The sequence below is a fragment of the Acidovorax sp. 56 genome (assembly GCF_002749705.1).
Lineage (GTDB): Bacteria > Pseudomonadota > Gammaproteobacteria > Burkholderiales > Burkholderiaceae_C > Acidovorax.
On the sequence record NZ_PEEV01000001.1, the window covers coordinates 2,571,092 to 2,584,497 of the forward strand.

Below are 13,406 nucleotides of genomic sequence, written 5' to 3' on the forward strand. Positions count from 1 at the left end.
TCAATAGCAAATTACTTCTCAGAAGATGGGGGCTGCACCTGCAGTTGCGCATCGCACCCCACGCCCGAGGCAATCCACCGCCACGCCAGGCGCGACAAGCCGCGCACCACCCAGGGGTGGCGCCAGCCGGTCACGCTGGCCGGGTCGGCCACCATGCCGCACCAGTAGCGCTGGTCGGCATCGCTCCAGCGCAGGGCCACGCAGGCGCCATGGCGGCGGCGTGACACCAGCACACCCAACGGGCAGGGCTCGGCCAGGCAACACAGGCCGCAGCCGTTGCAGGGCGCACCCTCTGCAGGCTTGGGCGGCGCGGCGGGGTGCAGCCACACCACTTGGCCCGATGGGGGCGAAGGGTGAGGACCGGGCGCTTGCGGGGTATCCATGTCATTCACCGTGTGGGGCCTGGGCCCACTGCTTTGGGGCGTGGCTCGGCACACTGCGGCCCACAGTATCGAAAGTACCGGAAATACGGGAAATGCGATAAGTGGCGGCGGTGAAGGAATGGGAGCATGGTGCAGGGCCCGTCAGAGCGGAGGAGGCAAGCGCCCGGGGGAAGCCATCCCCCATTCTGCGCAGGCACTTCAGCGTGGGCGTTTGATTGTGCATGCCTTGCAATAAAAAATCCCGCTCGCCCAGGGACTGGGGAGCGGGATAAAAAGACCGGTCAAAGAGGGGAGGGAGGAGAGAACGACCGGTCCCAGGGGTAACCCCGTGCTGACAACCTGCATCACCGACCACGGGGGCTGCGGGATCAGCGGGCTGGGCACTGGGGCTATCGTAGGCACGGCGCCCCACTGGCCACATCAGACAGCCACCCACCTGCCTGTAGGACAGCGCCGGACACGGCGCCCAGCGCCCGATGCTCCGGCCCGGCGCCCCTCAGCGTTGCCCCAGGCGCTCCCGCAGCTTGTCCGCAGCGGGGCCTTTGGGTACCAGCTCCAGATAGGTCGCATAAGCCTTGTTGGCACGCTCGGCATCCCCCGCCTTTTCATGGGCTTCGCCCAGGTTCAGGTAGGCCACGGCGCGCGAGGGGTCCATGCGGATGGCGTTGTCAAACCAGCGCGCCGCCTCTACAAACTTGTCCTGGCGGTAGTAGATGAAGCCCAGGTTGTTGGCGGCCAGCGCAAAGTCGGGCCGCAGCTTGAGGGCTTCGGTGAACTGGGCCTCGGCCTGCTCGTACTGCTTTTCGCGGTACAGCTGCAGGCCCCGGTCGTTGGCGCGCTGTGCCAGCTGGCGGTTGGACAACGCCACCGCCTGCGGGGGCGTGATCTTCTGGTCGTTGCCCTGCAGGTCCTTCACCACCACGGGCGCCACCACCTTGGGCACGGGGCCTGCGGCACCAGAGGCAGCAGACTGCGGCGCTGGCACAGCGGAAGGCTTGCCCGCGTCGAGCTTGGTGTTCATGGCAATCGCTTCGCTGCCCAGCTGGGTGCTCTGCGCGCTCAAGAACTCGGTTTCGGTGGGCAGCTCAAACACGAAGTCGCCACCTTCGGAGCCCGGCAGGCTGCCAAACGCGGGCGTCTGGCTGGAGGCTGAGGCCACAGCAGGCGCCACATACGCGGCCAGCTCGGTGGCGGTGATGATGCCGTCACCGTTCAAATCGCCCTTGCCGCCCAGACCCTGCAACAGCGCCCAGGTGAACACCGAATGCCCGTTGGGCCCGCCATCGGCCACCAGTTGGTCAGCGCCACCGGCCGTCAGCATCTGCCGCCCCACGCGCCTGGCGTTGTCGCGCAGGAAGTTGCCATTGCCGCCCCCGCGCGTCAGGCCCAGGCCGCTGTAGCAGGCGTCCATCACAAACAACGTGTGCTTGGCGGTCACGCTCTCGGCAATGTTCTGCAGCTCGCTCATGGGAATGGCGTCGGTCGCAAACTGCTGTGGGTCGGAATCGACCGGGATGATGTAGCCCAGGTCACGCCCCGAGGTGAGCTTGCGCGTGGCGCCGTGCCCGGCGAAGAAGACGAACAGGCGGTCGTTCTTCTGCATGCCGCCATGGGCCAGCTTGTCGTGGAAGGCGGCCAGGATGTTGGTGCGCGTGGCTTCCTTGTTCTCCAGCGTGACGATGCGCTCGGCCGCAAAGCCGAACTTCTGGATCAGCGTCTCGCGCACCGAGCGCGCATCGCGCACGGCGTACTGCAGGCGCGGCCAGCGGGCGTATTCGTCAATGCCCACCACAATCGCCCACGACTGGCTGTAGCCACCCGCCGCAGCAGCGGGGCCCGGAGCCGCCGCTGCAGCGGCTTGCGCGCCCTTGGGCACCGCAAAGGCTTTGCCATCCCAGGTGGCGAACTGGTAGCCATCGGCCACCAACTTGGACAGGATGCCAGGCAGCGCCTTCACGGTGCGCTCGTGGATGTCGTGGAACAGGATGATGCCCCTGCCCTCCTTCTCCAGCGTCGACAGCACGCGCTGCGCAATCGATGCAGGCACCGGGTCGGCCCAATCCAGCGAGTCCACATTCCACATGACTGAGCGCAGGTGCGCCGCGCTCAGGATGTCCATGCCCTCGGCGTTGCGCGCGCCGTACGGAAAGCGGAACAGCACGGAGCGGCGCTCGTCCACCGAGGTCAGCAGCTTGTCCGTCACCAGGATTTCATCGCGCAGCGCATCACCACTGCGCTTGGACAACTGCGCATGCGTGAGGCTGTGGTTGGCCAGCACATGGCCCGCCGCCTGCAGCTGCTTGCTGACCTGGGCACGCGCATTCAAATGCGGCTTGCCATCGGCCCCCACGGTGCCCAGGTTGCTGCCCACCTGGAAGAAAACGCCTGGCACGTCGTACTGCTTGAGGATGGCCGCGATCTCCGGCGTGTAAGTGCCGTGCGGGCCGTCGTCAAAGGTCAGCACGATGGTCTTGGGGGGCAGGTCGCGGCCCGAGAACTCCGAGCCCTCAGTGTTCTTGGCCTTGCCTTTGCCCTTGTCACCGGCCCCTGGCGCAGCGGCGGGCTCGGGGTATGGCAACACCACACCATGGTCGCGCAGGATGGCCTCGCGCGGGTACAGGCGCTGCAACTGGGCCACGTAGTCGTCCCAGCGTTCACGCTTCAAGGTGATGCCCCGGCTTTCAAAGCGGCCAAAGACCTCGCGGATTTCTTTTTCGTAGTTGCGCTCGATCTCGGCCAGCGCATCCAGGTCTTCACCAATGCGCTTGTGCAGCTTGATGGCGGGCAAAGTGCCGTCGCGTGCCATGATGGCCTGCCACTGGCGCAACACCTCGCGAAAGGCCAGCCGGTCGGCGTCAAACAGTTCCGGGTCGCTCTCCACATAGTCGAGCAGCGCGGGCAGCACCTGCAGCCGCACACGCGGTGCGGCCAATGGGCCCTCTTCCAGCAACGCCACCAGCTCTTTGGCTTTGGCAATGTTGGCGTGGAACAGCGCCATGCCCGCCTGGTTGGCGGCAGCTTTCTCCGCCGCCCCCAGCTTGGCCTCATCGGCCAGCAGCACGATGATCTTGCGGTAATTGGCCAGCACCTCGCGCAGCGGCACCATGGCCTGATCGCGCTGCGCGCTGTCCGCATCCCCTCGCCCCACGGCACTGGCCGTTGCGGGCTGCCCTGCACCACCGCTCAAGGGCTGCGCACCTGCCACATGCTGCTGCACCCCACCAAACCAGATTCCTGCGGCCAAACCCGCCAGCACCACGCCAGCACCCGCCACTGCCAGCCAAGGCTTCACTTGCTTCACCTGCATCCCCACCCCCTGAGATTGTTCTGCCGCCGCAGATCCAGCGGCGGTCAAAACCCGAGTATCTCAGTCTTGCAGAGGGGCCCCGCTGGCGCGCAGGGCGGGGGCAGCATCAACAACCTGCAGGTCGGTTAGGGCGCATGGGCACAATGCCGCTGACACGTACCGTGGCCCCGGACCCATCGGTGGCCGTGAGCACCTTGCGCGTCAGCTCCACACGGTCAAGGCTGCGAACCACCGCCGTGTCAATGGCGTCGCCACTGGCAAATTCACGGCCAGCAAAGGTGAGGTACGCCACGTACAGTGCCTCGGTATTGCTGCGGTAGCGCAGATCGCCAAACGCCGTGGCCGACGAACCCACCTTGTTGGCACCATCAAAGCGGAAGGCGCACAGCTCGGGCGTGGAACCAATGGGGTTGGAGCGCTCGACGTCCGTCAGATTCAAGGCCCCGTTGCCGTAGACCCCGTTGAGGCCATCCACCGTGGATTCAGTCACGGTGAGCACCCCAGGCTCATTGCTGGGCGTCGGGTCGTCGTCATTGCCACCGCCACAGGCGACCAACAACACAGAGGCTGCAGCAACAGCGGTACAGGTTTTGAAGAGGGAGTTCATGGTGCTGGATATCCTCGAAAGTGGATGGAAACAGGGACAAAGCCCCTGAAACCCATCGTAGGAATCCAACACCACACAGCGCGTGCGCCATGTTCAGCGCCGCGCGTAGGACATCGGGCAGCACGGTTGTGCGCTCCCCATCCACAACGTGCAGCACTCTGCCGCACGGCCATCGGCCAGAACGCGACCGGTGGCCCGTGAAGCGCAGGCTCAGCGCGCCAACACCGCCGCCAGCGCTTTGCCGGTGTGCGTGCCCGCAGCCACCACGTCTTCGGGCGTGGCAGCCGCCACAATGCGACCGCCCGCGTTGCCACCTTCAGGCCCCAGGTCCAGAATCCAGTCGGCCTCAGCGATCACGTCGAGGTCGTGCTCGATCACGATCACGCTGTGGCCGCCATCGACCAGGCGGTGCAGCACGCGGATGAGCTTGTCCACGTCGGCCATGTGCAGCCCCACCGTGGGCTCGTCCAGCACATACAGCGTATGCGGCGCCTTCTGGCCCCGTCGGCCCACCTCGTCGCGCACCTTGGTGAGTTCGGTCACCAGCTTGATGCGCTGGGCCTCGCCACCACTCAGCGTGGGTGACGGCTGGCCCAGCGTGAGGTAGCCGAGGCCCACGTCCTGCAAGAGTTGCAGTGGGTGCGCAATGCTGGGCATGGCGGCGAAGAAGCCCACGGCCTCGTCCACCTCCATCTGCAGCACATCGCCAATGCTCTTTCCGCGCCAGGTCACGGCCAGCGTCTCGGGGTTGAAGCGCGCGCCGTGGCAGGTCTCGCAGGGCACCTTCACGTCGGGCAAGAAGCTCATCTCGATGGTGCGCACGCCCGCGCCTTCGCAGCTGGGGCAGCGGCCTTCGCCGGTGTTGAAGCTGAAGCGCCCGGCGGCATAGCCGCGCGCCTTGGCCTCCAGCGTTTCGGCAAACAGCTTGCGGATGGTGTCCCAGAAGCCGATGTAAGTGGCGGGGCAGGAACGCGGCGTTTTGCCGATCGGCGTCTGGTCCACTTCAAGCACGCGGTCGATGCTCTCGAAGCCCGACAGGCCTGTGCAACCCACCAGCGGCGGCGCCTTGCCTGCATCCATGGCATCGCGCCCGGCCTTGGTACTGCGCTGTTGCACCCAGGCCTGCACATTGGCCAGCAACACATCGCGCGCCAGGGTGGACTTGCCCGAGCCACTCACCCCCGTCACCGCCACCAGGCGGTGCAGCGGCACCGTAGCGGTCACGTTCTGCAGGTTGTGCAGCCGCGCTCCATGCACGGTGAGCCAGCGCATGGCCGCGCGTTCCTTGGCCTCGGTCAACGCGTCAGCCGCCAGCGATGCGGCCTGGGCTGCGCGCTTCTTGACGGCAGCGCTTTGCCGGCCGGTGGGCGCTGCGGCTTCGACCCGGGCGTAGGCAGCCGTCGCTTCGGCACTGACCTCGCTGGCCGACATGCTGCGGCGCAGTTGCAGCGGGTGCTTCATCGCGTGCAGCAGGTAGCGGCCGGTCTGCGAGTCTTCGGCCCCCGTGATGTCGGCCACGCTGCCCTGCGCCACCAGGCGCCCACCGCGTTTGCCCGCACTCGGGCCGATGTCGATGATGTGGTCCGCGCGGCGGATGGTGTCCTCGTCGTGCTCCACCACCACCAGCGTGTTGCCCTTGTCGCCCAGCTTGTGCAGGGCGTTGAGCAAAATCTGGTTGTCGCGCGCATGCAGGCCGATGGTGGGCTCGTCGAGCACGTAGCACACGCCCTGCAGGTTGCTGCCCAACTGCGCGGCCAGACGGATGCGCTGCGCCTCGCCGCCGCTGAGCGTGGGCGCCCCCCGGTCCAGCGTGAGGTAGCCCAGGCCCACTTCTTCCAAAAATTCGAGGCGGCACTGGATCTCGGGCACCAGGTCGCGGGCGATGTCGGCCTCGCGCTGGGTCATGCCACCTTCGATGCGCAGGGTCTCGATCCAGCGGCGCACATCGGTCACTGAGAGGGCCGCGATATCGGTGATGCCTACACCGGCAAATCGGACCGCTCTTGCTGTGGCGTTTAGCCGCGTGCCACTGCAGCTAGGACAGGCGGTGTCGGCCAAGTCTTCCACCTCGGGCTCGGCAAAGGTCTGCTCGCGGCCTTTTTCCTTGTCGTCCTGCACCGAGTCGTCAAACACCTTGCGCTGGTCCTTGGTGAGCTTGACGCCTGTGCCCACGCAGTCGGGGCACCAGCCGTGTTTGCTGTTGTAGCTGAACAGGCGCGGGTCCAACTCGGCATAGCTGGTGGCACACACGGGGCAGGCGCGCTTGGTCGAGAACGCTTGCAGGTGGCCAATGCCCGCTGTGGCAGCGCCGCTTTGCATGGCCTCCGCCAGCGTGCCGATGCTGCTGAGCACATGCACCACGCCCTTGCCATGCGTGAGCGCGTCGGCTAATGCGGTGCGCAGTGCGGCTTCGTTCTCGGGCGACACATCGAGGCTGGCCACAGGCAGCTCGATGGTGTGTTCCTTGAAGCGGTCGATGCGCGGGAAATTGGTGGTGGGCAAGAAGTTGCCATCCACCCGCAGGTGCGTGTAGCCGCGCGGACGCGCCCAGTCGGCCAGCTCGGTGTACACGCCCTTGCGGTTCATCACCAGCGGCGCGAGCAGGCCGATGTGCTGGCCCCGGAAGTTCTTCAGCAATTGCGCGGCGATGCTGTCGGGCGTCTGCGGCTGCACGGCGGCGCCGTCCTTCACGCAGTGCTGCGTGCCCAGCTTGACATACAGCAGGCGCAGGAAGTGCCACACCTCGGTGGTCGTGCCCACGGTGGACTTGCGCCCGCCGCGCGACAGGCGCTGCTCGATGGCGACGGTAGGCGGAATGCCGTACACCGCATCCACCTCGGGCCGGCCTGCAGGCTGCACGATGGAGCGCGCATAGGCATTGAGGGATTCGAGGTAGCGGCGCTGGCCTTCGTTGAACAGGATGTCGAACGCCAGCGTGGACTTGCCCGAGCCGCTTACGCCGGTGACCACGTTGAACTTGCCGCGCGGAATGTCCACGCTCAGGTTCTTGAGGTTGTGCTCTTTGGCGTTGACGATTTGTATGGCATTTTTGGCCTCGAGCGCTTTACCATCAAGCGCTACCAGCTCTCTTTTTCGTAGCGCTGCGGCCTTTTCGTGCACCGAGTGACCGCCAATGCCCAGCGTCAACTCATAGTCGCGCAGTGCCAGGCCGGTGTGCGAGGTGGCGTGCTGGCGCACGTCCTCGGGCGTGCCCTCGGCCACGACGAGGCCGCCTGCGTAGCCGCCTTCCGGCCCCAGGTCGATAAGCCAGTCGCTGGCGCGGATCACGTCCAGGTTGTGCTCGATGACGATGAGCGAGTGCCCCGCATCGATGAGCTTGCGCAACGCGCGCATGAGCTTGGCGATGTCGTCAAAGTGCAGGCCGGTGGTGGGCTCGTCGAACAAAAACAGCGTGCCCTTGCGCGCCACCGCCTGGCGCGATTTGGACGCGCTGCGCGCGGCCTCGGCCAGGAAGCCCGCGAGCTTGAGGCGCTGCGCCTCGCCGCCAGACAAGGTAGGCACGGGCTGGCCCAGCGCCACGTATTCGAGCCCCACATCGACGATGGGCTGCAGCGCACGGATCACATCGCGGTCGCCCGCAAACAAGTCGGCTGCCTCGGCCACCGTGAGGGCGAGCACGTCCGCCACGTTGAGGCTGCGGTCGCCGCGTTCGATGGTGATTTCCAGAATCTCGGGCCGGTAGCGCTTGCCATCGCAGTCGGGGCAGCGCAGGTACACGTCCGACAGGAACTGCATCTCCACATGCTCAAAGCCTGAGCCCCCGCAGGTGGGGCAGCGTCCATCGCCGCTGTTGAAGCTGAACTTGGCGGCGGTGTAGCTGCGCTGCTTGGACAGCGGCGCCACGGCAAAGAGTTCGCGGATGCTGTCCCATGCCCCCACATAGCTCACGGGGTTGGAGCGGGCCGTCTTGCCGATGGGCGACTGGTCCACGAACACCACGTCCGACAGGTGGTCGGCGCCCAGCATGCGGTCGTGCGCGCCCGGCGCATCCGTGGCCTTGCCGAAGTGGCGCAGCAGCGCGGGGGCGAGCACGTCCTGGATCAGGCTGGACTTGCCCGAGCCGCTGACGCCGGTGACGGTGACCAGGCGCTGCAGCGGAAATTCGACTGTCACATCCTGCAGGTTGTGCTCGCGCGCGCCTTCCAGGATGAGGCGCGGGGTCGATTCCGTCACCATGCGTTTGAAGCCAAAGCCCACCTGCTTGCGGCCTCCAAGGTAAGCACCGGTGAGCGTATCGGCCTGGCGCAAATCGGCCGTGGTGCCGTCAAAAACGATCTGCCCGCCCAGGCGTCCGGGGCCAGGGCCCATGTCGATCATGCGGTCGGCTGCCAGCATCACGGCCGGGTCGTGCTCCACCACCACCAGGGTGTTGCCCGCGTCGCGCAGGCGCAGCATGGCCTCGGTGATGCGGTGCATGTCGCGCGGGTGCAGGCCGATGCTGGGTTCGTCAAGCACAAACAGCGTGTTGACCAGCGAAGTCCCGAGCGCGGTGGTCAGGTTGATGCGCTGCACCTCGCCGCCGCTGAGCGTGCGGCTTTGCCTGTCGAGCGTGAGGTAGCCAATGCCCACGTCGCACAGGTATCTGAGGCGCGTGGTGATTTCTTCGTGCAGCAATTTGAGCGCTTGCGCATCGCCGCCTTTGGCATCGTCGCCTACCGGCAACTGCATGCGATCAAAGAACCTTCGCAGACGGTCAATAGGCAGCAGCATCAGGTCATGCAGGCACAGGCCGGGCAGCGCCTCGAGCTGCTCGCGCGACCATTGCACCCCCTCGGGCATGAACCGTTTGCCAGGCTCTAGCACCGCATCGGCGTCTTCCTTGCGGCCGATGCGCCAGAGCAGGCTTTCGGTCTTGAGGCGTGCACCGGCGCAGGTGGGGCATGGCGTGTAGCTGCGGTACTTGGACAAGAGCACGCGGATGTGCATCTTGTAGGCCTTGCTCTCCAGGTATTCGAAGAAGCGCTTGATGCCATACCACTGCTTGCTCCACTGGCCGTCCTTGTAGCCGGGCGCGCCGCCGATGACCCATTTCTTCTGGTCGTCAGTGAGCTTGTACCAGGGCGTGTCGCGCGGAATGCCCGCCGCCTCTGCGTGGCGCATGAGGTCGTCCTGCGCTTCCTTCCATGCAGGCGTCTGGATGGTCTTGATGGCACCTGCGCGCAGGGTGAGCTTGTCGTTGGGGATGACCAGGCCGTAGTCCACCCCAATCACGCGGCCAAAGCCCCGGCAGCTGTCGCACGCGCCCACGGCGGAGTTGAACGAGAAGGCAGAGGGGATGGGGTCGCTGTAGCGCAGGTCGCTGTCGGGGCAGTGCAGGCCGGTGGAGAAGCGCCAGAGTTCGGGTGCGGGCTCCGTGTGCGCTGAGCCTGTGGAAGCGCTGCCCCGGCCTTCGACAGGCTCAGGCTGAACGGTCTGGGTGGAGGGAAGCACATAGACGTTCAACCTGCCCGTGCCACGCTTGAGCGCTACCTCGATGGCTTCGATCACCCGCACCTTCTCGGCATTTCCCAAGCAGAAGCGGTCGGCCACCACATCCAGCACCTTGCGCGGGCCGGTGGGTGTGGCCACTTCGCGCTCGGCCTGCACCTTGGTGAAGCCACTGGCAGACAGCCATTGCTCGACCTGCTCTGCGCTGGTGTTGGCGGGCAACTCGACCGGGAAGGTCAGAACGATGCGCGGGTCGCCCGCTGCGGCGCTGCGCTGCTGTAGCTCCGCATAAATGGTCTCGGGCGTGTCGTGACGCACCGGCTGTGCCGTCTGCTTGTCGAACAACTGGCCGGCACGCGCGAACAGCAGCTTCAGGTGGTCGTTCAGCTCCGTCATCGTGCCCACGGTGGAACGGCTGGAGCGCACCGGGTTGGTCTGGTCGATGGCAATGGCCGGGGGTACGCCTTCAACCTTGTCCACGGCGGGCTTGTCCATGCGGTCGAGGAACTGGCGTGCATAAGCACTGAAAGTTTCCACATACCGGCGCTGGCCCTCGGCGTAGAGCGTGTCGAACACCAGGCTGGATTTGCCCGAGCCGCTGGGGCCGGTGACCACCGTCAACTCGCCGGTGCGGATGTCCAGGTCCAGGTTCTTGAGGTTGTGCTGGCGTGCGCCACGGATGCGGATGGTTCCCTGGGTCATGGAGTGCTTTGTAGGTGGACGTTGGGGAGTGAGGCGAAACATTCTAGGCAGCCCCTGCTGACAACGCCATGGCAGCAGCATGAGACCCCAAAAACCGGGCCCGCGCAAACCAGTGCGCCCAGCAAGGGCGCTTTCAGTTGGTTACAAGAGTCCGTTAAAGTACCGGTAACAAAGAAACACAAGGAGACAACCATGCGTGCATGGAAACAATGCGGGGCTGCCGTGGCCCTGTGCGCGGCGCTGGGCGCTGCAAATGCCCAACTCTTGATTGGGCAGACCGCCGGGTTCACCGGCCAGGTGGCGGCTGGCGTGAAGGAAACCTCAGACGGCGCCAAGCTGTACCTGGACAGCGTCAACGCCAAAGGCGGTGTCAATGGACAAAAGATCGAGGTGGTGACGCTGGACGACAAGTTTGACCCCAAACTGGCGGCCGATAACGCCCGCAAGTTGATCGAAGACAACAACGTGCTGGCGCTGTTTTTGAACCGGGGCACACCGCACACCGAGGCCATCATTCCGCTGCTCGACAAGCATGGCGTGTCGTTGGTGGCGCCCTCCACCGGCGCCATGGTGCTGCACCAGCCCGTGCGCAAATATGTCTTCAATGTGCGCGCCACGTATCAGCGTGAGGCCGAGAAGGCCATGACCCACTTGGCCTCCATGGGCATCTCTCGCATCGGCGTGGTCTATGCCGATGACAGCTTTGGTGCCGATGGCCTGGCCGGGGCACAAAAGGGCCTGGTCGCCGCCAAGATCACCCCCGTGCTGCAAGAGAAGTTCGACCGGGCCAAGCCAGAGTTCACGCCCATTGCGGCCAAGCTCGCCAAAGCCGACGCGCAAGCGGTTTTGATCATTGCATCGGGTTCTGCCGTAGTGGATGCCAACAACGCCATTCGCGCCGCAGGCTCTGCCGCGCAGATCGTGACGCTGTCCAACAATGCCTCGGCGGGTTTTATCAAAAGCCTGGGGGCCAATGCACGGGGCGTGATCGTGACCCAGGTCTACCCCAATGAGCGCGCAGTGACCTACCCCATGGTGAAAGAGGCACAAGAGCTGGCGCGTGCCAAGGGCCTGGGCGACATCAGTCCGGCCATGCTGGAAGGCTTTGCGGCAGCCAAGGTGCTTGTGGAAGGCCTGAAACGCGCCGGACCCAAGCCCACCCGCGAAAAGGTGCAAGTGGCACTAGAGAGCCTGCGCAAGTTCGACCTGGGCGGGCTGGAAGTCACCTACGGCCCTGACGACCATACGGGGCTGGACTTTGCCGATCTTTCCATCATCGGTACGGACGGCAAGTTCCGGCGCTGAACGGAGGGCCCGTCGACAATTCCGCAGGGAATCGTTAACAGACCCTCACCCCAGGCTGGCGGCTTGCTGACAGCCCAAACCCCTATGGAAGGTCAGTGTCACCCTTTGTAAATACACTGCGGACACCCGCAGACACGACAAAGGAGACATCCCCATGAAGCCATTCCTTCCATGGTTGCGCACCGGCCTGGCGCTAGCCCTGCTGGCCTGGGGCACCTGCCAGGCCCAGATCCTGATTGGGCAGACGGTGGGGGTCACCGGATCGGCCGCTGCCACCGTGCAAGAGGCATCCCAAGGTGCCTCGCTGTACCTGGACCATGTCAACGCCAGGGGCGGCGTGGGCGGGCAGAAGATTGAGCTGCTGACGCTCGACGACAAATTCGACACCAAGCTGACACTGGACAACACACGGGTGCTGATCGAGCAAAAGGGCGTGCTGGGTCTGTTCATGACCCGGGGCACCCCCCACACGCAGGGCATATTGCCGCTGCTGGAGCAGCATGGCGTGCCTCTGGTGGGCCCATCGACCGGGGCCATAGCCCTGCACAAGCCTGTGCACAAATACGTGTTCAACGTGCGCGCGCCCTACCAGCACGAGGTGGAAAAGGCGATCTCCCACCTGAACACCTTGGGCATTAAGCGCATTGGCGTGGTGCACGTGGACGACACCTTCGGCTCGGACGCCCTCGCGGGCGCCATGTCAGGCTTCAAAGCCAACCAGCTGGAAGCCCTGTTTGTGGAGAAGTTCGACCGCACCAAACCCGACTTCACGGCACTGGCACCGCGCGTGGCGCAAAAGCAGCCCCAAGCCGTGGTGTTTGTGGGCACCGGTGCGGCGGTGGTAGATGGCATCAAGGCGCTGCGCGGCGCGGGCGTTACCGGGCAGATCGTGACCTTGTCCAATAACGCCTCGGGCGGCTTCATCAAGGCACTGGGCGACAGCGCACGGGGGGTTGTAGTCACCCAGGTGCTGCCGTCAGAGCGTTCGCTCAACTACCCGCTGGTGAAGGAGGCCATGGACTTGGCCAAAGCCAAGAACATTGCGGACCTCACCCCGGCCATGCTGGAGGGCTTTGTCAGCGCCAAGGTGCTGGTCGAAGGCATCAAGCGCGCAGGCCCCAAGCCTGACCGGGCCAAGCTGCAGGCGGGCCTGGAGAGCATCAAGAAGCTGGACCTGGGTGGGTTGGAGTTGTCTTACAGCGCCACTGACCATTCGGGGCTGGACTTTGCAGACCTGGCCATCATTGGCGCCGACGGCAAATTCAAACGCTGACCCCCAAGAATGGCATCAGTCCAATGAAAAGGCCCGCGTCCTTGAAGGACGCGGGCCTTTTCATTGGGTGACGCGAGTGATGCGAGCAGCGCAGACTACCCTACCGGGTCGCATCAAGGCGCACTGGCGGCCGGAGCGGGGGTGCTGGCGGCTGCGGCGGGCTCGGGGGCGTGCACGGCATCAGCCCCGTGCTTTTCACCGCCCATGTCGGCCTTGTCCCCGGCCTTGATGATCACAAAAATCGACAGCGCCGCGAACAGAGCAAAACCAACGGCAATCTTCCACATACTTATCTCCTGAGATGGGGTTGTTCAACGAAGAGGCCTCAGGCGGAGCACAGCCACCCAGATCGGTGGCGCGGACACCCGAAGCCTCTTGATT

7 protein-coding genes are annotated in these 13,406 nt (G+C 65.3%); 2 read left to right on the forward strand and 5 right to left on the reverse strand.

Annotation, left to right across the window (positions count from 1 at the left end):
• Nucleotides 1–11: 11 nt before the first annotated feature.
• From CLU88_RS11390 to uvrA, 4 genes are all read right to left on the reverse strand, one after another.
• Nucleotides 12–383, reverse strand: a complete 372-nt coding sequence (locus CLU88_RS11390; protein WP_099656699.1) for a hypothetical protein — start codon at nt 381–383, stop codon at nt 12–14.
• Between the two features lie 496 nt (nt 384–879).
• Complete coding sequence (locus CLU88_RS11395) at nt 880–3,738, reverse strand: polysaccharide deacetylase family protein (RefSeq protein ID WP_233205444.1); 2,859 nt, start codon at nt 3,736–3,738, stop codon at nt 880–882.
• 58 nt (nt 3,739–3,796) lie between these two features.
• Entirely contained in the window at nt 3,797–4,297 is a 501-nt protein-coding gene (locus tag CLU88_RS11400) for a hypothetical protein (RefSeq protein ID WP_099656701.1), read from the reverse strand.
• A gap of 210 nt (nt 4,298–4,507) precedes the next feature.
• Nucleotides 4,508–10,447 carry an excinuclease ABC subunit UvrA gene (gene uvrA / locus CLU88_RS11405; protein WP_099656702.1) on the reverse strand — a complete coding sequence of 1,980 codons (5,940 nt, stop codon included), beginning with the start codon at nt 10,445–10,447 and terminating at the stop codon, nt 4,508–4,510.
• Nucleotides 10,448–10,639: 192 nt separating this feature from the next.
• Here uvrA and CLU88_RS11410 point away from each other — a divergent pair, with 192 nt between their 5' ends.
• Nucleotides 10,640–11,752: an ABC transporter substrate-binding protein gene (locus tag CLU88_RS11410; RefSeq protein WP_099656703.1), complete on the forward strand. Its 1,113-nt coding sequence runs from the start codon at nt 10,640–10,642 to the stop codon at nt 11,750–11,752.
• A 154-nt stretch (nt 11,753–11,906) separates the two neighbouring features.
• Nucleotides 11,907–13,025, forward strand: a complete 1,119-nt coding sequence (locus CLU88_RS11415) for an ABC transporter substrate-binding protein (protein ID WP_099656704.1) — start codon at nt 11,907–11,909, stop codon at nt 13,023–13,025.
• A 113-nt stretch (nt 13,026–13,138) separates the two neighbouring features.
• Here CLU88_RS11415 and CLU88_RS23100 read toward each other — a convergent pair whose 3' ends face one another.
• A complete protein-coding gene (locus CLU88_RS23100; protein ID WP_162995897.1) occupies nt 13,139–13,312 on the reverse strand; it encodes a hypothetical protein in 174 nt (57 codons plus the stop codon).
• Nucleotides 13,313–13,406 lie beyond the last annotated feature (94 nt).

Excerpts from the sequence above, each read along its gene's own strand:
- CLU88_RS11390 (WP_099656699.1), bottom strand. The coding sequence starts at position 383 with ATGGATACCCCGCAAGCGCCCGGTCCTCACCCTTCGCCCCCATCGGGC.
- CLU88_RS11400 (WP_099656701.1), bottom strand. The coding sequence starts at position 4,297 with ATGAACTCCCTCTTCAAAACCTGTACCGCTGTTGCTGCAGCCTCTGTG.
- uvrA (WP_099656702.1), bottom strand. The coding sequence starts at position 10,447 with ATGACCCAGGGAACCATCCGCATCCGTGGCGCACGCCAGCACAACCTC.
- CLU88_RS11410 (WP_099656703.1), top strand. The coding sequence starts at position 10,640 with ATGCGTGCATGGAAACAATGCGGGGCTGCCGTGGCCCTGTGCGCGGCG.
- CLU88_RS11415 (WP_099656704.1), top strand. The coding sequence starts at position 11,907 with ATGAAGCCATTCCTTCCATGGTTGCGCACCGGCCTGGCGCTAGCCCTG.
- CLU88_RS23100 (WP_162995897.1), bottom strand. The coding sequence starts at position 13,312 with ATGTGGAAGATTGCCGTTGGTTTTGCTCTGTTCGCGGCGCTGTCGATT.